This is a genomic window from uncultured Desulfovibrio sp. (assembly GCF_902477725.1).
GTDB lineage: Bacteria > Desulfobacterota > Desulfovibrionia > Desulfovibrionales > Desulfovibrionaceae > Desulfovibrio.
In genome coordinates this window covers 1-15,863 of the sequence record NZ_CABSIF010000007.1, presented here as the reverse complement: position 1 = coordinate 15,863, position 15,863 = coordinate 1, and the positions used below count along the sequence as shown (strand labels likewise).

Annotated in this window: 16 protein-coding genes; 12 read left to right on the top strand and 4 right to left on the bottom strand. The window is 59.0% G+C overall.

Features of this window, described 5'->3' with window-relative positions:
- The first annotated feature begins 20 nt into the window (after positions 1–20).
- From frr to RDK48_RS07745, 7 genes are all read left to right on the top strand, one after another.
- Positions 21–581, top strand: a complete 561-nt coding sequence (gene frr, locus RDK48_RS07775) for a ribosome recycling factor (protein WP_298995066.1) — start codon at positions 21–23, stop codon at positions 579–581.
- 116 nt (positions 582–697) lie between these two features.
- Positions 698–1,420, top strand: a complete 723-nt coding sequence (locus RDK48_RS07770; protein ID WP_298995069.1) for an isoprenyl transferase — start codon at positions 698–700, stop codon at positions 1,418–1,420.
- On the top strand, positions 1,410–2,225 hold the full coding sequence (locus RDK48_RS07765) for a phosphatidate cytidylyltransferase (protein ID WP_192112229.1): 816 nt from the start codon (positions 1,410–1,412) through the stop codon (positions 2,223–2,225). Before RDK48_RS07770 ends, RDK48_RS07765 begins: the two co-directional genes overlap by 11 nt.
- A gap of 204 nt (positions 2,226–2,429) precedes the next feature.
- On the top strand, positions 2,430–3,758 hold the full coding sequence (gene dxr / locus RDK48_RS07760; protein ID WP_298995073.1) for a 1-deoxy-D-xylulose-5-phosphate reductoisomerase: 1,329 nt from the start codon (positions 2,430–2,432) through the stop codon (positions 3,756–3,758).
- Entirely contained in the window at positions 3,752–4,906 is a 1,155-nt protein-coding gene (rseP, locus tag RDK48_RS07755) for an RIP metalloprotease RseP (RefSeq protein ID WP_298995076.1), read from the top strand. Before dxr ends, rseP begins: the two co-directional genes overlap by 7 nt.
- Positions 4,906–5,763, top strand: a complete 858-nt coding sequence (tsaB, locus tag RDK48_RS07750; RefSeq protein ID WP_298995079.1) for a tRNA (adenosine(37)-N6)-threonylcarbamoyltransferase complex dimerization subunit type 1 TsaB — start codon at positions 4,906–4,908, stop codon at positions 5,761–5,763. The genes rseP and tsaB overlap by 1 nt, the downstream gene beginning before the upstream one ends.
- Positions 5,764–5,876: 113 nt before the next feature.
- Positions 5,877–6,494: a nitroreductase family protein gene (locus RDK48_RS07745; RefSeq protein WP_298995082.1), complete on the top strand. Its 618-nt coding sequence runs from the start codon at positions 5,877–5,879 to the stop codon at positions 6,492–6,494.
- A gap of 103 nt (positions 6,495–6,597) precedes the next feature.
- On the opposite strand, the gene RDK48_RS07740 is transcribed toward RDK48_RS07745, so the two are convergent.
- From RDK48_RS07740 to RDK48_RS07725, 4 genes are read right to left on the bottom strand one after another with little or no spacing between them, the layout of a single operon-like run.
- Positions 6,598–7,440 carry a histidinol-phosphatase gene (locus tag RDK48_RS07740; RefSeq protein WP_298995085.1) on the bottom strand — a complete coding sequence of 281 codons (843 nt, stop codon included), beginning with the start codon at positions 7,438–7,440 and terminating at the stop codon, positions 6,598–6,600.
- 26 nt (positions 7,441–7,466) lie between these two features.
- Positions 7,467–8,393, bottom strand: coding sequence for a bifunctional riboflavin kinase/FAD synthetase (locus RDK48_RS07735; RefSeq protein WP_298995088.1), 927 nt, complete (start codon positions 8,391–8,393; stop codon positions 7,467–7,469).
- A gap of 41 nt (positions 8,394–8,434) precedes the next feature.
- The gene (locus tag RDK48_RS07730) at positions 8,435–8,932 is read right to left on the bottom strand and encodes a hypothetical protein (protein ID WP_298995091.1); all 498 of its coding nucleotides are present in this window, start codon (positions 8,930–8,932) and stop codon (positions 8,435–8,437) included.
- 42 nt (positions 8,933–8,974) lie between these two features.
- The gene (locus RDK48_RS07725) at positions 8,975–10,720 is read right to left on the bottom strand and encodes a DEAD/DEAH box helicase (protein ID WP_298995095.1); all 1,746 of its coding nucleotides are present in this window, start codon (positions 10,718–10,720) and stop codon (positions 8,975–8,977) included.
- A gap of 254 nt (positions 10,721–10,974) precedes the next feature.
- Here RDK48_RS07725 and hisI point away from each other — a divergent pair, with 254 nt between their 5' ends.
- From hisI to RDK48_RS07700, 5 genes are all read left to right on the top strand, one after another.
- Entirely contained in the window at positions 10,975–11,391 is a 417-nt protein-coding gene (gene hisI, locus RDK48_RS07720; protein ID WP_298995098.1) for a phosphoribosyl-AMP cyclohydrolase, read from the top strand.
- 12 nt (positions 11,392–11,403) lie between these two features.
- On the top strand, positions 11,404–12,297 hold the full coding sequence (gene hisG / locus RDK48_RS07715; RefSeq protein ID WP_298995101.1) for an ATP phosphoribosyltransferase: 894 nt from the start codon (positions 11,404–11,406) through the stop codon (positions 12,295–12,297).
- A 141-nt stretch (positions 12,298–12,438) separates the two neighbouring features.
- A complete protein-coding gene (locus tag RDK48_RS07710) occupies positions 12,439–13,212 on the top strand; it encodes a YkgJ family cysteine cluster protein (protein ID WP_298995104.1) in 774 nt (257 codons plus the stop codon).
- 379 nt (positions 13,213–13,591) lie between these two features.
- Positions 13,592–14,854 carry a sulfite exporter TauE/SafE family protein gene (locus RDK48_RS07705; RefSeq protein WP_298995107.1) on the top strand — a complete coding sequence of 421 codons (1,263 nt, stop codon included), beginning with the start codon at positions 13,592–13,594 and terminating at the stop codon, positions 14,852–14,854.
- A 2-nt stretch (positions 14,855–14,856) separates the two neighbouring features.
- Entirely contained in the window at positions 14,857–15,588 is a 732-nt protein-coding gene (locus tag RDK48_RS07700) for a hypothetical protein (protein WP_298995110.1), read from the top strand.
- Positions 15,589–15,863 lie beyond the last annotated feature (275 nt).

The window sequence follows — 15,863 nt, the reverse complement described above, 5'->3', positions numbered from 1 at the left end:
CCCCCCCAAGGAGAATACTGATGGATATAGACAGCATCCTTCTGGACGCCGAAGACCGTATGGAAAAGGCCCTTGCCGCACAGGAACGCGATTTTTCCAAGCTGCGTACGGGCCGCGCCTCCACCGCTCTGGTGGACGGCATCAAGGGCGACTATTACGGCACCCCAACGCCCATCAGCCAGATGGCCTCCGTTGCCGTGCCCGACAGCCGCACGGTGACAATCCAGCCATGGGACAAGGGCGGCATTTCGGTGATTGAAAAGGCCATTCTGAAGTCTGACCTGGGCCTTACGCCCATCAATGACGGCAAGGTCATCCGCATCATGATACCGCCGTTGACAGAAGAACGCCGCAAGGATCTGGTCAAGGTTGCCCGCAAATACACCGAGGACGCCAAGGTGGCGGTACGCAACGTGCGCCGCGATGCCAACGACAGCCTGAAAAAGCTGGAAAAAGACAAGGCCATCAGCGAAGACGAACAGAAGAAGGCTTCTGAAGACGTGCAAAAGCTGACGGACAAGTTTGTGGCTGATGCCGACAAAAAGTGCGCGGCCAAAGAAAAGGAAATCATGGAAATATAGCCCATGGCGGATTTTCCGCCCGGGTTGCGCGCGCCCCGCAAGCACATTGCGGGGCGCGGCTTTGCCGCCGCAGACAAGGCCGCAGACCCGCAGGACTTTTCACCACAGGCTTTTGCATGACGGATCATCCAGACAAACTGCCCACACACCTCGCCATCATCATGGACGGCAATGGCCGCTGGGCTCAGGCGCGCGGGTTGCCCCGCGAAGCAGGCCACCGCGCTGGCGCGGAAACCGTGCGCAACATTGTGACCGATTGCCGGTCGCTGGGCATACGCCACCTCACGCTTTACACCTTTTCCAGCGAAAACTGGAACCGCCCCAAGACAGAAATCAGCGCCCTTTTCAGCCTGCTGATGGAATTTCTGAGCCGCGAGGTGCCGCGCATGGTCGAACAAGGCATTTCCATGCGCGTTCTGGGCGATCTTGACTCCATGCCCCTTGCCCAGCGCACTGCCCTGCGCCATGCCATCAAACGCACCGAGGGCGGTAAGGACATGGTTCTGAATCTCGCCCTCAACTATGGCGGCAGGGGCGAAATTGTACGAGCCATGCAAACCATGCTGCGCGAAGGTCTGCGCCCTGAAGACGTGACCGAACAGACCGTAGCCGATCATCTGTATACTGCCGGGCAACCGGACCCTGACCTGCTTATCCGCACCAGCGGCGAGCAGAGGCTGAGCAATTATCTGCTCTACCAATGCGCCTACAGCGAGCTGTATTTCACGCCCGTGCCATGGCCGGACTTCGACGCCGCGCAGCTCCGCATGGCCCTTGACGCCTATGCCGCCCGTTCGCGCCGCTTCGGCAAAACACAGGAGCAAATTGATGCCCATTGATCCTTCAACGCAATCCATCGATATCCGCCGCATTTTCACAGGTCTTGCCCTTGCTGCGGTCTTGCTGCTGGCACTCTGGTTCAGGGGCCTGCCTTTGTTGTTCGTCATTTTGCTGGTATGCGCCCTCGGCCTGTGGGAGTTCTACTCCCTGTTCTGGGGCTCCAGCCGTGTGCCCAGCCGCATCTGCGCCATCGTGCTTGGCTGGTGCATGATCTGCCTCACGTGGCTGCACAGGCCGCAAGATGCTCTGGTCTGCCTTGGCGCTGGCTTTGTGCTGGCGTCCATGAGTTTTCTTTTCCGGTGGGATGTTGTTGAAGACGACAATGCCTTTGCCTCCAGCGGCATCTTTATGGCGGGGCTGGCCTATGTGCCCCTGCTGCTGCTTCCGGCGACCTATCTTTCCACCACCAAGCTCATCTTTGTTATTGCAGCGGTGGCTATTTCAGACACCACCGCCTACTTTGTGGGCACACGCTTTGGGCACCACAAGCTGTGGCCCCGCGTCAGCCCCAAGAAAAGCTCGGAAGGCGCGGTGGGCAGCCTTGTTGGCTGTGTGATCTTTTGCGCCATTTACGGCGAAATTTACGGCAAGACAGGATGGTTCTCCTTTGCGCTGCTGGGCATTGCGGTCAATGCCTTCGCCCAGTTGGGCGACCTCTTTGAATCCGCCCTCAAGCGCTCGGTAAACATCAAGGATTCCGGCAATCTGTTGCCAGGGCACGGCGGCATCCTCGACAGAGCCGACAGCCTGCTGTTTGCCATGCCCATGGTGGCTGTTGTTGACCAGTGGTTTTTCTTCTTTTAGGGCCTGGTAACGCTATGCCTCTTTTGCCCCCTGCTTGCGGCGGGGGGCGAAGCTTCTCATAGTGTTAATGGCCCTTAGAGCATTTTTATTTTGAAATCCTCGGTTATCCCCCACCGGGGAGCTTGAATTTTTTGCCGCAGTACCAATCTTATGCGCACACGCGCCGCGAGCACCTGCGCGCGCCCATTAAAGGACAACGTCACCATGGCGCAACTCTGGCCCGGCCTGGGCGGCCCTTCCATCAATTACATTTCTGACGCCCCCGGTGAAAGCTGGCAGCAAACATGGCCGCGCAGTCTGGTACTGCTGGGTTCCACAGGCTCCATAGGCCGCAGCACGCTGGAAGTTGCCGCAGTACATCCGCAGGCCTTCCGCATGGTGGGTTTTGCCTGCGCCCGCAACGTGCAGCGCCTTGCGGAACAGGCCCTTACATGGAGACCGCCGCATCTGGCAGTGCTGGATGAAGAGTCCGCAGCCAAACTGCGCGCACTGCTGCCTGCGGACTACCGCCCCCGTATTCTTGTGGGGAGCGACGGCTACGCAGAACTTGCTTCCCTGCCTGAGGCCTCCACCGTGCTTTCCGCACAGGTGGGCGCGGCGGGCCTTGCCGGAACGCTGGCGGCGGCCCTGGCAGGCAAGGTCATCTGCCTTGCCAACAAGGAATCGCTGGTGCTGGCTGGCGAGCTTGTGCGACGCGTTTGCGCCCGCACCGGGGCCGTGGTGCTGCCCGTGGATTCCGAACACAACGCCATTTTTCAGTGTCTGGCCGGGCGTGGGCAAGAAGTGGACAAGCTCATACTTACGGCATCAGGCGGTCCCTTTCGCGGCTGGACGCAAGAAGCACTGCGCGGCGTAACGCCGGAGCAGGCACTCAAGCATCCCAACTGGAGCATGGGTGCCAAGATCACCATTGATTCGGCCACACTTATGAACAAGGGGTTGGAGGTCATTGAGGCTTTTCACCTCTACGGTCTGCCCGTTGAGCGCATCAAAGTGCTGGTGCATCCACAGTCTGTAGTACATTCGCTTGTAGAATTTCACGATGGAAGCCAGCTTGCGCAGCTGGGCACACCCGACATGCGCATGGCAATTTCGGCCTGCCTGCTCTGGCCGCGCTGTGTAACGGCAAATGTGCCACGCCTTGACCTTACGGCAAAGCAGCTTACCTTCCATGATCCAGACGAAACCGCTTTTCCCTGTCTTGGACTGGCCAGACAGGTGCTGGAAAACCGTGGCGGACGTTGCGTTGTACTCAACGCCGCCAACGAGGCCGCAGTGGATCTTTTCCTTACAGGCCGCTGCGCGTTTATGGATATTCCCCGGCTTATAGCCGCCGCACTGGAGGCGCATGACGCTTCCAACCCCGGCAATCAGCCTTTATGCGCGCCTCTTGAAGGTGCAGCTTACGCAACTGATAGCGAAGCCGCACTGACAATCGAGGCGCATACACTGGCGGAGCGCATGCAGCGTCTTGACTGCCAGAGCCGCGAGCTGGTCTACGGACTGGCCCGTGACGGAGGTTCCTTGTGCTGACAACAATTATTGCAGTAGTGGTCGTTCTTGGCGGCCTGATCTTTTTCCACGAACTGGGACACTTTGCCGTGGCTCGTGGTCTTGGCATGGGCGTTTCCACGTTCTCGCTGGGCTTTGGCCCCAAGATTCTCAAATACCGCAAGGGCAAGACAGAATACGCCCTTTCGCTGGTGCCGCTCGGCGGTTATGTGGCCCTGGTGGGTGAAAGCGACCCCAAGGATATCCCCGAAGGCTTTACCGAAAAAGAAAGCTTTGCCCTGCGCCCCGCATGGCAGCGTCTGCTTGTGGTTGCCGCTGGCCCCGCCGCCAATATCCTTCTGGCGTGGCTGCTCTGTTGGACCCTGGCCCTTGGCTGGGGCACCCCCGTGCTGCTGCCGCAGGTTGGCGGCGTTGTGCAGAACGGCCCTGCGGACAAGGCGGGCATTCAGCCCGGCGACACCATTGTGAGCATCAACGGCGCTGCCGTTGCCAACTGGCAGGCCATGGCCGACGCCATTACGCAGAGCAACGGCAAAACACTTGCCGTCACGCTTTCGCGCCCCGATATGGCCCCCCAGGCTGATGATCAAACACGCGCCGATGAAGCCGCGCAGCCCGAGCAGGGCATGATCATCAGCGTGGAACTCACGCCTGAACGTTCCACGCGCAAGACAATCTTTGGCGAAGAAGAAAGCGCCTGGCTTATCGGCATCCGTAATTCCGGCGCAGTGCGGCTTGTGCAGCACGGTTTTGCCGATGCGGCCATTGCCGGAGCGGGCCAGACCGCAGACATGGTTTCACTTACGTGGCAGAGTTTTGTAAAACTGGCCGAGCGCGTGGTGCCTCTGGATCAGGTGGGCGGCCCCATCATGATCATGCAGATGGTGGGCAAGCAGGCCCACGAAGGCCTTGCCGGGCTGCTGGCGCTGGCAGCGCTCATCAGCATCAACCTTGGCATCCTGAATCTGCTGCCCATCCCCGTGCTGGATGGCGGGCAGATTGTGTTTTGCCTGTGGGAAATAATTTTCCGCCGTCCGCTCAACGCACGTTTGCAGGATTACGCCATGCGCGCGGGCATTGCCCTGCTGGTGGCTCTCATGCTGCTTGCCACCTATAACGACCTGTGGCGCATCCTCAAAAATACCGGATGGTTCGGGAGCGGCTCATAATGCAGAACGGCACCGGGCTTGAGCTTATCCTCAATGCCGCAGAGGGCGTGCTCCAGATCATTGTCACCGAAGATGAACGGCTGATCTGCGTGCAGGAATGGCACAAGGCCGACAGGGCTACGGAAATTCTGGCCCCGGCCCTTGCAGAGATTTGCAGCAGCCTTGGCATCAAGCCCGCCGACTTTCGGCGCATTGCCTGCGTGCGCGGGCCGGGTTCCTTTACGGGCATACGGCTGGTGCTGACCACCGCCGCAGCCCTGCGCCGCGTGGGGCAGGCCCGCTTGGCGGGGCTGGACTACATGCAGGCTCTGGCCACCAGCGCCGTGCTCCAGCACAACCTGTTTTACGGTACGCCTGTCTGGGTGCTCACCCACGCCCGCCGCAATCTTGTGCACTGCCAGCCCTTCATGTCGTATGGGCCGCAGATTCCGGCCCTGCCCACGCAGGCTGTTGATCTCTGCGCGCCGCAGGAGGCCTTGCGGCGTGTCGAGAACGCACAGGGAGCGCCCCTGCCGGATGGCACCGACAAACACCGTCGCACACATGTTTGCGGCAGCGGCCTTGCCCGCAATGCAGAGGTTTTTGCGGCTCTGAAAGGCATGCGTATGGTTCCCGTAGAAGAGGAAACCGACTCGCCATTCGCCATGCCCCGGCTGGTCTGCCCTGATACGGCTTCGCTGTGTCTGCTGGCCCGTCACGGCGATTATTTTGACGCAGATGTGGAGCCGCTCTATGTGCGCCCCTGCGATGCGGTTGAAAATCTCCCCCAACTGGCCCCGCGCATGGGCATGACCGGCGAATACGCGGTTGCCGCGCTCGACACCATGCTGGAACGTTCCCCTACAAGCGAAATCTGAACATTCCGCTGCAAAGCGTGCTTGACCATGCGCGTTTGCGAAACTGCAATCTTGCCTGTATTTCATAGCGAACCGCTACTGGTACAAACCCAACCACCACACGGAGAACACCCATGATCCGTACCGTCAGACGCTCACTTTCCCTATTGCTTTCATTGGCGGCTCTTGCCCTTATCCCCGCCGCGCCCACAGCTGTGAACGCCGCGGACAGCACCGCCCGCATGGAACTGCCCGCACCCAATAAAACCGGCGGCATGCCCCTGATGCAGGCCCTGGCCCAGCGTCGCTCCATCAAAACGGGCTTCAGCGGAGCAGCCCTTTCGCCCCAACAGTTGAGCGATCTGCTGTGGGCCACTTGGGGCGTCAACCGCGACGGCGGCCGCAGAACAGCCCCCACGGCCATGAACCGGCAGGATGTACGCCTGTACGTGGCCCTTGAAAGCGGCGTGTGGCTCTATGAGCCTGAGCACGCGCTCGTCAAGGTGATGGATGGCGACTGGCGCGCCCAGATGGGCGGAGGCTCGCTCACCCTGCTCTACGCCATACCGCAGGGCAACGAATGGGGCGGGGCGCATGTGGGCTCCCTGTATCAGAATGCCGGGCTGTTCTGTGCCTCCGCAGGGCTGGGCAACTTTGTACATGTGTCAGGCCTGCATGCGCTGGACGGCAAACTTCCCCTGCCTGAAGGTTGGAAGGTCTTTATCATCCAGACGGTGGGCCTGCTGAAGTAAGACTTTGTCAGACGCAAAAGCGAATCCCCGCTCTTCATGCGAAGAACGGGGATTTTTCATATCTTGCACACGCAGAGATTGTGAGCAAAAAGGGCTAATAGAGCTAGAACGTCAGTTCCCTGCTCTCGCGGGCCACGCAGATGCGGCTGCGCGTAAAACCAAAGGACGCGGCATAGGCCGCCAGTTCCGTAAAATGCGAGCCAGTATCTTCCATATTGTGCGCGTCTGAACCAAAGCTGATGCGCAGGCCCAGATCCGCCGCCAAGCGCATGATGGTCGGGCCGGGATAGGGTTCGTGAAAGGGCTTGCGCAAGCCAGCCGAAGAAACTTCCATGGCTGTATCTGTGGCGCGCATGGCTTCAAGCACGGCTGCTATGCGGTCTGTGCTGCCCGGCTGGGCAAGCCATGCCTGAAAATCATCAAAGCAGCACACCTTGATGAAATCCGGATGGGCCACCACATCCACCATCCCGCTGGCAGCCAGCCACCGCATGGCATCATAATAGGCATTGTAACGCGCAAAGCGCTCTTGGCGCTCCACTTCCGGCCCCCAACTGCGGGGAGAACCCACTGGCACGTCGTCCACAAAGTGCAGCCCGCCGATGATGTAGTCAAAGGCGTAGCGGCTGACCATATCGCGCATCCACGGGGTGTTGACCGGCAGCCAGTCAAGCTCCATGCCCAGCAGTACGCGCGGTTGGGCCTGCGCGCCGGATTTTTGGCTGGAGGTCTGCTCCCTCAAGGCCAGTACTTCTTCGGCATAGGCAGGGAAGGTCACGGTGAGGTCGCCCTTGTACAAAGGGCAGGAATAACCGGGCGGCAAGGGCGAATGCTCTGAAAAACCGTACCAGACCAGCTTGCGCGCCTGTGCGGCAGCAAACATTTCGGCCACTGTGGCAAGGCCGTGCGAGGCAACGGTATGGTTATGAATGTCGGCGCATATCATGGTTTCTCCAGCCGCCCCCGGCCCTCCTAAAAAGCAGCCTGTGCAAGCAGGGAGCGGGCGTCCTTCACATCCTGGGCAATGCGCTGTTTGAGAGCATCCACCGAGGCAAAGCGTTCTTCACCACGCACACGACCCACAAACTCCAGGCGCATCATTTGACCATAAAGGTTTTTGCCGTCTTCCAGCAAAAAAGTTTCAACGCCAAGCTCGTTGTCGCCAAAGGTAGGTTTGCGACCCACACAGGTCACTGCGGGCCAGCTGTGGCCCTCCAGAGTTGCGCGGGTGGCATACACGCCTTCCACAGGAAGCACCACTTCGGGCTTGCGCTGGTTGGCGGTGGGAAAGCCCAGACCAGCCCCGCGCCCATCGCCGTGTATTACTTCGCCGCTGAAACCGTGGAAGCGCCCAAGCAGGCGCGCGGCCCTCGCCACATCACCCTGGCCGATAAGCCCGCGCAGAGATGTGGAGCTGACCACCATGCCTTCTACCAGCACAGGTTCAAGCTGCTCAACGGTGAAGCCTGTCAGTGCGCCAAGCTCGCGCAGCACGGTGACCTGCCCCCCACGGTTGCGGCCCAGCGTAAAATCGTAGCCCACCACAAGGCGGCGCAGATGCATGGGTTCAAGTATGGTCTGCACGAATGTTCCGGCATCCAGCGAGGCCAGCTCGCGCGTAAAGGGCAGCTCAAGCACAAAGGGAACACCCAGCGCTTCAAGCAGGGCGAACCTGTCTTCACGCGTGGTGAGGGGCATGTGCCCGCGCTCGGGAAACAGCACCTGGCGGGGATGCGGCCAGAAGGTCATGACCACCGGGGTCAGGCCTTCCTGCGCCGCAACCTGAAGGGTGCGGCGGATAAGAGCCTGATGCCCAAGATGGACGCCGTCGAAATTACCGATGGTGACGGCTGAACCCGCGAGGGTGCCCAGCGCGTCAACTGAATGGACGATTTTCATTAGATATGCCGATTCCCGAACAAATAGCGCACGCCCGGCGGCTAGATGAGCCGGTCGAAAACGAGTTTGTAAATCTTGCGGATATGCAGCACCAGTTTGAGATTGATGCTCTTGGCCTGACCGGGATCCAGCGTGGAAAAGGAGCACAGGTGGCGAGCAAGCTCGCTGAAGTCACCATCACCACGCGGTTCAAGCATGGCCCAGTATTCATTGGCCCGCTGCACAATATGACTGCTGTGCTTGTCCTTGTGCGCCCGCACGTATTCCTGCTGAAAAAGCTCAAACATGCGCGGAGCATCAACAGGAAAAGACCGCGCCAGCGCCAGTCGCCACAGGGCCATGTAAAGCCCCATGAGTTCCGACTGCATCTGGCGGCGACGCATAAACTGCATGCGCTTTACGCCCAGCAGTTCAAGTTCAAGGGTAAAGTCGGCATCGGCCAGCAATGCCTTGAAATTCTCCAAAGCCGCGCGCGCGGCTTCAGTCGGGGCACCGTCTGTCGATGCCTCCTGCGTGGTGAGATCGTCACTGTTCTGCATGGCTGTCACACTTAACTGTTTGCTCGTAAGATCCCAAAATGCCTAGCCCTCGCCCTCTTGGGACGAACCCTGGCCCTGCCCATCGGCAGATTGCCCTGCAGTACCCTCGGTTGCATTGCCGCCACGGCGTCGCGAGGAACGGCGGCGGCGTTTGCCGGAATGCGAAGATTTGCCATCGTCAGCGCCAGAATCAGAACCGGAATCCGGGGCTGATTCGCCGCTCTGCCCTTCAGGGGCAGCGGGCCTGGCTTCCACGGCGTCCGCACTGCGGCCACCGGACGGCTTTGGCCGGGCACCACGGGAACGCCCCTGCTGGGGCTGGCGCGACGGACGTTGCTGGCCTTCGGAGGCGCGGGGCCGTCCATCGGGAAAGCGTGTTTCGCACAGGCTTTCCTGATGGCAGGCATCCAGCAGCATGGCCAGAAGCAGCACGTTGTCTTCTTCATCGCTCTGCGTGGCCAGATCGCGCGCAAGCTGGGCATAGCGCCCAACGCGCATGCGTTCAAGCCCGGTCAGATTGCGGAACCGCCCTTCAAGAATGGCGGTCAGTCTGGCCCCGGCTACCCGGGCCACGTCTTCGTCAGAAGGCAGAGGCAGGGGGATTATGCCGATCTTGTAGTGCTTGGCGATACGGTCAAGCTCCATGCGCTGCATCACGTCCACCAGCGAGATGACCGTACCGGCTGCACCCGCACGGCCTGTGCGGCCTGCGCGATGGATGTAGCTTTCGTGATCTTCCGGCGGCTCATAAAGAAAAACGTGCGAGAGCTGCGCAATATCAATGCCGCGCGCCGCAACATCTGTAGCCACAAGATATTGCAGCTTGCCCGCCCGGATTTTTTCAAGCACGGCCTCGCGGCGCGACTGCGAAAGATCAGCGGAGAGCTCGTCGGCGCTGTAGCCAAAGCCCTGCAAAACGCCCGTCACATAATGAACGTTGGACTTGGTATTGCAAAAAATAATGGCCGAGGCGGGGTTTTCCGTTTCCAGCAGGCGCACGAGCGCGCGGTCTTTATCCATGGGCTTCACCTCGCAAAAGAGGTGCTGCACTTCGGCCACGTGCACTTCTTTTTGCGAGAGGGAAAGCATGGCCGGTTCCGCCATGAATTCACGCGCCAGCTTGAGCACATGGGGCGGATACGTGGCGGAGAACAGGCAGGTATGGATGCGCTTTTGCGGCAGATAGCTCTGAATTTCCTTCATGTCGGGATAAAACCCGATGGAAAGCATGCGATCGGCCTCGTCAAAAACCAGAACGCGCAGGTCGCGCAGTTCCATGGTGCGGCGCAGCAAATGGTCAAGAACGCGACCAGGCGTGCCCACAATAACCTGCGCGCCGTCGCGCAGGGCATCCATCTGCTTTTTATAGCCCACGCCACCATAAACAGCGGCAGTGCGGATACCAGTTTCTGCAAAAATTACAGCAGCTTCGCGCTCAACCTGAACGGCGAGTTCGCGCGTGGGGGCCAGCACCAGGGCCTGCGGGGCCTTGAGGTCGGCAGAAATATGGGGAAGCATGGGCAAGAGGTAGCAGCCCGTCTTGCCGCTGCCAGTGCGGGACTGCACCATGATGTCGCGCCCGGCCAGCAGATAGGGCAAGGCCAGCGACTGCACGGGCATAAGGCTTTGCCAGCCGGCCCGGCGGCAGGCCGCACTCACGGTTTCGGGCAATTCGTCAAGAGTCACCCTGGGCAGGGCATCATCGGGTTCGCTGATGGAAATGCCGTGCAGCACGGCATCAGAAGCGGAATCCGCACAATCATTCACAGTGGAATCGTAATCGGCCATGTATTTTCCCGGCGGCACACCCGCCATAACTAAGAGTTTTGCTAACGTGCCAGCATGCCACACCCGGCATGGATTCGCAAGTTGCGCTTTTGCGGCAGACCATGCCGTCTCAGGAACGCAGCTCTTGCGTCCTGCGGCTCTTGCAGGTAGATTTAACTGTTTGCGCGGAACAAACCGCACTATTAGACACCGTATTTTGTTGGCACTTCGCAGGCGCGCACAGCCCTGCCAGCCGACACAACAAAGGAGGCCCCATGTCCGCTACCCCTGAAGGCAGCGCGGCTCTGGAAGGCAACCCCGGCTTTCAGCCCGATTTCAGCAAGGGGCTTTTGCCCGCCATCGCCCAGGATTGCGACAGCGGCGAAGTGCTCATGCTGGCCTATATGAACGAAGACGCATGGCGTAAAACCCTTGAAACCGGCGAGGCCCATTACTGGAGCCGCAGCCGCAAGGAGCTTTGGCACAAGGGCGGCACATCGGGCAATGTACAAAAAGTGCGTTCCCTGCGGCTTGATTGTGACAATGACACAATATTGCTGCTTATTGAGCAGATCGGCGGGGCCGCCTGTCATACAGGACGGCGCTCCTGCTTTTACAGGGAATTGAAGCAAGGTTCGGTGCGGGAATGCTCCCCGCAGGTTTTTGACCCCAAAAAAGTCTACGGTCGATAGAAGGAAACTGTCATGAGCGCGGATACCATGCCCATCATCAAGCTTGGCGTGCCCAAGGGCTCGCTGGAAGAAGCCACCATCAACCTTTTTGAACGCGCGGGCTGGAAAATCCGCAAACATACGCGCAACTATTTTCCCGACATCAACGACCCGCAGATCACCGCTTCGCTCTGCCGTGTACAGGAAATCGGCGAATACATTGAAGCTGGCGTGCTGGACGTGGGCATCACCGGCCTCGACTGGCTGACCGAACGCAACCACGAAGACAAAGTAGTACGCGTTTCCGACCTTGTATATTCCAAGACCTCCAACCGCCCCTGCCGCTGGGTGCTGGCCGTGGCGGGCGATTCGCCCTATCAAAAGGCCGCCGACCTCGCGGGCAAGCGCATCGCCACCGAGCTGCAAGGCCTGACGCAGCGCTATTTTGACCGCGAAGGCGTTAAGGTTGACGTATTCTATTCCTGGGGCGCGACCGAAGCCAAGGTGGTGGAAGGCCTGGCTGACGGCATTGTGGAAGTGACCGAAACCGGCACCACCATCCGCGCTCACGGGCTGCGCATTATTGACGAGGTCATGGTTTCCTACCCTGTGCTTATTGCCAATAAGAAAGCCTGGGAAGATCCCGCCAAGCGCGCCAAAATCGAACAGCTCGACCTGCTGCTCCAGGGTGCGCTCAAGGCAGAAAATCTGGTGGCCCTCAAGATGAACGCGCCAGCGAATAATCTGGCCGCCATCCTTGAAATGCTGCCCTCGCTCAATTCGCCCACGGTTTCGCCCCTGCGCGACACCCACTGGCTCTCGGTGGAATCCGTGGTGCAGATTGATGTGGTGCGCGATCTGATTCCCCGCCTGCGCCTCGCTGGCGCGGAAGGTATCATTGAATACGCGCTGAACAAGGTCATTTAGCATTAGCCGTCCACACAGGCGGCAGCACAACATAACGGCAAGGCGGCCTGCGCAAGCGGGCCGCTTTCTGCCCGCGCGGCGGGCATTTATTGTTTCCTCGCCCCGCGCCGCCGCGCCACGGGCACGCAACCAGGAGCGCCCATGTCCTCTGATGCCAGCCGTGAACTTCTCGACAGCCTGCCCGAACTGAAACCTGACGAAACATTCTGCTTTGACTGCAACCCAGATGTCCCCTGTTTCAACCGTTGCTGCGCAGAGCTGACCCTGCCCCTGACCCCTTACGACGTGCTACGCCTGCGGCGTAATCTGGGCCTTGGCAGCGAGGACTTTCTTGGCACCTTTACCACCTTGCGCTCGTTTCCCGACACAGGCTTTCCCCTGCCCATGCTGCGCATGCTTGACGGCCCGGACGAACCCTGCCCCTTTGTGACCCCTGCGGGCTGCTCAGTGTACGAAGACAGGCCCGGCGCATGCCGCTACTACCCCTTGGGGCGCGGCACAAAAATGGCGGCAAACGGCGTTTCAGAACGCTTCTTTGTGGTGCGCGAGCCCCACTGCCTTGGTTTTGACAAAGGCACCGTGCGCACCCCCCATCAGTGGCTGGAAAACGAGGAGCTAAGGCCCTTCAACACTTCCAACGACCGCTATATGCGCCTCATGGCCATGGTACGGGCAACGGGTCAGCCACTTGAACCCCGGCTGGTAACTATGATAGTGCTATGCCTGTTTCAGATCGACAAGTTCCGCGAGCTTATCACAAACATGCGCGTGTTCTCGCATGTGGACATAAGCGACCAGCGCAAGGCGGACATCATGCAAGACAGCCAGCACGGCGATGAGGCCGCGCTTGATTTCGGGCTGGACTGGATGGAGCTTGTCATCTTTGGCCAGAGCCAGGGCCTGACAAAAAAATAGATTGTTTTAAATTTCACAAATATAGCGAAAAAGCGCCCCCCACAGTGATGCGCGGGAGCGCTTTTTCATATCTTGCCGAGGTTATTGAGCATTCCAGCATAGCAAAAAATGGCGAATGCCGGGGCTATTTTTCAGAACTTTACGGTTCGAGAGCCCTTGCTCGTGATAAATTTCTTTTACAAATTCCGGCTAATATGTCAGAGTGACTGGGTACAGGATATTTTGAGCTGGGAATTAATAAAAAACCAAAGAATTCAAGCATATCTACTGACAGAACCCAGCTGTGTGTGACGCGACGCACGGCATTGCCTTAGACGGTTTGTTTGTATTGGGGCCACGACCTCGGCCATTGGCCGGAACAATCGTATTGGAGGAGAGTATGAGTTTTGGCAGACAGGTGTATGAGTTTCTGCTGAGCAGCTCCCAGGCTTATGCCAAATGGGATTTGGAAGTCTCCACTTCCATTCTCAAAAGCAGGAAAAAGCTGCTCATCTTGTTGGCACTTGCAGTTCCCATTCTGGCGGGCTGCTTTGCCGAAGCCTATGAGTATCACGAAATGCTGGGCGGAAAATCCGCCTATGCCCCGGCTTTTTACACCAACACAATCTTTTTGGCATCCATTGCCGTTGGCCTTGCAGCCGGTCTGATCACCGGGTGTATCGGTGCTGGCGGCGGCTTCATCATTACTCCTGCCCTTATGGCGGCGGGCGTGAAAGGCATTTTGGCGGTGGGTACTGACCTGTTCCACATTTTCGCCAAAGCCATCATGGGCACCACGGTGCACAAAAAACTGGGCAACGTTTCCACCAAGCTGGCCATCGCCTTTCTTGTAGGCTCCGGCGCGGGAACAGTTATTGGCGGCGCGATCAACAAAGGGTTGTACAACGCTGACCCGCTGCTTTCCGAACTGTTCATCAGCACCATTTACGCCGTGCTGCTGGGTTTTCTTGGCTTTTATGCCCTGTTTGACTTTTTGAAGAGCTCCCGCGGCGCCGCCGCGGCGAATCAGGACGCGCACGGCGGCAGCGCCGGTATGACAGGCGTTGCCCTGAAGCTTCAGGCTCTGGCCGTGCCGCCCATGATCACCTTTGACGAAGACCTCATTCCCGGCGGCCGCCGGATCTCCGGCTGGATCGTTGCCGCGGGCGGCGTCATCGTGGGCATGCTGGCCGCCATCATGGGCGTGGGTGGCGGTTTCGTCACCTTCCCCATGTTCGTGTACATCTTCGGCGTGTCGTCCATGACCACCGTTGGTACCGACATTCTGCAGATTATCTTTACCGCTGGTTTTGCCTCCATCGGCCAGTACGCCATTTACGGTTACGTGTTCTACACGCTGGCTGTCGGCATGCTGCTTGGTTCGCTGCTGGGCATCCAGGTGGGCGCTCTGACCACCAAGGTAGTCAAAGGCATCCACATTCGCGGTTTTTACGCCATCTCCATCATTGCCGGCTTCATCAACCGTGCGGCCACCCTGCCCAAGAAGCTCGTTGAGCTTGAAGTGCTGAACTGGTCGCCCAGTGTGGTGGGCATTATTGAAGATGTGGGCAACGTAGTTTTCTGGGTTGTCGTTGCTTTCTTCGGCATCTGGGTGTTCAGCAAGTTCTTCTTCAACCTCGGCAAGCTTAGAGGGGAGGCCTGATCATGCTTATTCATGCCAAAGCCCCGTTCTTCCGGGGCAGCTTGATGCTTATTTCGTTTCTGGTTCTGTTTGCCACCCTGCTCATGCCCATCCTGCGTGACGAAAACGGCAAGCACGTTACCGGCCTTGAATACGCCGATAACGTCTTTAACGAACTCTCCAAGGGTTCGTCCTACTTTATCCCCGGCGTTCGTGAGAACCTGAAAAAAGTTGACGGCAAGGTAGTGACGATTACTGTCAAGCTCAAGAAGGCCGCCCTTGCCCCCGTTGCCGCCATGGTCCTGCAAACTGCGGGTGCCACGGATGTGAGCGCTACTGACGGCAAGGTTACCTTTACCGGCGACCTGGGCAAGATTCTCACCTCCGCCACTGACGATTCCGATGCCCTGTATCACAACGATACGGACAAGGTTTCGCAGAAATACGGTGGAGAAAATGCCCTTAAAGTAGCTTCCGCATGGTGGTACCTGCTTTCGCCCAGCATCAAGGAACTGCAAAAGCAGCGCCTGATTGCCGAGTCGCAGGTAGTGGATCATGTGCTGCGCCGCGCCATTGAACCGGGCAACAACTTCTACAGCGTGACCGCCGCCAAGGTGTCCGAGCACGTTCTGTTGATGGTTGGCATGCTGGTTTTCTATGTGCTTTACACCCTGTGGTATGGCTTTGCCATTTTCGAACTGTTCGAAGGTATTGGCCTTGCCATGACCAAGTCCAAAGTCAAAAAAGAAGGCTAAGGCATAAAACCGGAGACGCACACATCCCCATAGCTCGCGTCTGCTAAAAAATGGGGATATGCCGGCTTTGCCTGGTTGGATATTGAAGAAGGCCGTCTTCCTGTGGAAGACGGCCTTCTGAGCGTTGATGCCATCAACGCGGCCAGCAATCTGGAGCAGGTCGCGGCTTGACCGCGCCGTCGCGACAGATTGATGGACTCTTATTCCCGTTGGCAGCCGCCTTCCTGTGGAAGACGGCCTTCTGAGCGTTGATGCCATCAACGCGGCCAGCAATC

Excerpts from the sequence above, each read along its gene's own strand:
- RDK48_RS07745 (WP_298995082.1), top strand. The coding sequence starts at position 5,877 with ATGATCCGTACCGTCAGACGCTCACTTTCCCTATTGCTTTCATTGGCG.
- RDK48_RS07700 (WP_298995110.1), top strand. The coding sequence starts at position 14,857 with ATGCTTATTCATGCCAAAGCCCCGTTCTTCCGGGGCAGCTTGATGCTT.
- frr (WP_298995066.1), top strand. The coding sequence starts at position 21 with ATGGATATAGACAGCATCCTTCTGGACGCCGAAGACCGTATGGAAAAG.
- RDK48_RS07710 (WP_298995104.1), top strand. The coding sequence starts at position 12,439 with ATGTCCTCTGATGCCAGCCGTGAACTTCTCGACAGCCTGCCCGAACTG.
- RDK48_RS07705 (WP_298995107.1), top strand. The coding sequence starts at position 13,592 with ATGAGTTTTGGCAGACAGGTGTATGAGTTTCTGCTGAGCAGCTCCCAG.
- RDK48_RS07725 (WP_298995095.1), bottom strand. The coding sequence starts at position 10,720 with ATGGCCGATTACGATTCCACTGTGAATGATTGTGCGGATTCCGCTTCT.
- tsaB (WP_298995079.1), top strand. The coding sequence starts at position 4,906 with ATGCAGAACGGCACCGGGCTTGAGCTTATCCTCAATGCCGCAGAGGGC.
- hisG (WP_298995101.1), top strand. The coding sequence starts at position 11,404 with ATGAGCGCGGATACCATGCCCATCATCAAGCTTGGCGTGCCCAAGGGC.
- RDK48_RS07730 (WP_298995091.1), bottom strand. The coding sequence starts at position 8,932 with ATGCAGAACAGTGACGATCTCACCACGCAGGAGGCATCGACAGACGGT.
- RDK48_RS07735 (WP_298995088.1), bottom strand. The coding sequence starts at position 8,393 with ATGAAAATCGTCCATTCAGTTGACGCGCTGGGCACCCTCGCGGGTTCA.
- dxr (WP_298995073.1), top strand. The coding sequence starts at position 2,430 with ATGGCGCAACTCTGGCCCGGCCTGGGCGGCCCTTCCATCAATTACATT.
- hisI (WP_298995098.1), top strand. The coding sequence starts at position 10,975 with ATGTCCGCTACCCCTGAAGGCAGCGCGGCTCTGGAAGGCAACCCCGGC.
- RDK48_RS07740 (WP_298995085.1), bottom strand. The coding sequence starts at position 7,440 with ATGATATGCGCCGACATTCATAACCATACCGTTGCCTCGCACGGCCTT.
- RDK48_RS07770 (WP_298995069.1), top strand. The coding sequence starts at position 698 with ATGACGGATCATCCAGACAAACTGCCCACACACCTCGCCATCATCATG.
- RDK48_RS07765 (WP_192112229.1), top strand. The coding sequence starts at position 1,410 with ATGCCCATTGATCCTTCAACGCAATCCATCGATATCCGCCGCATTTTC.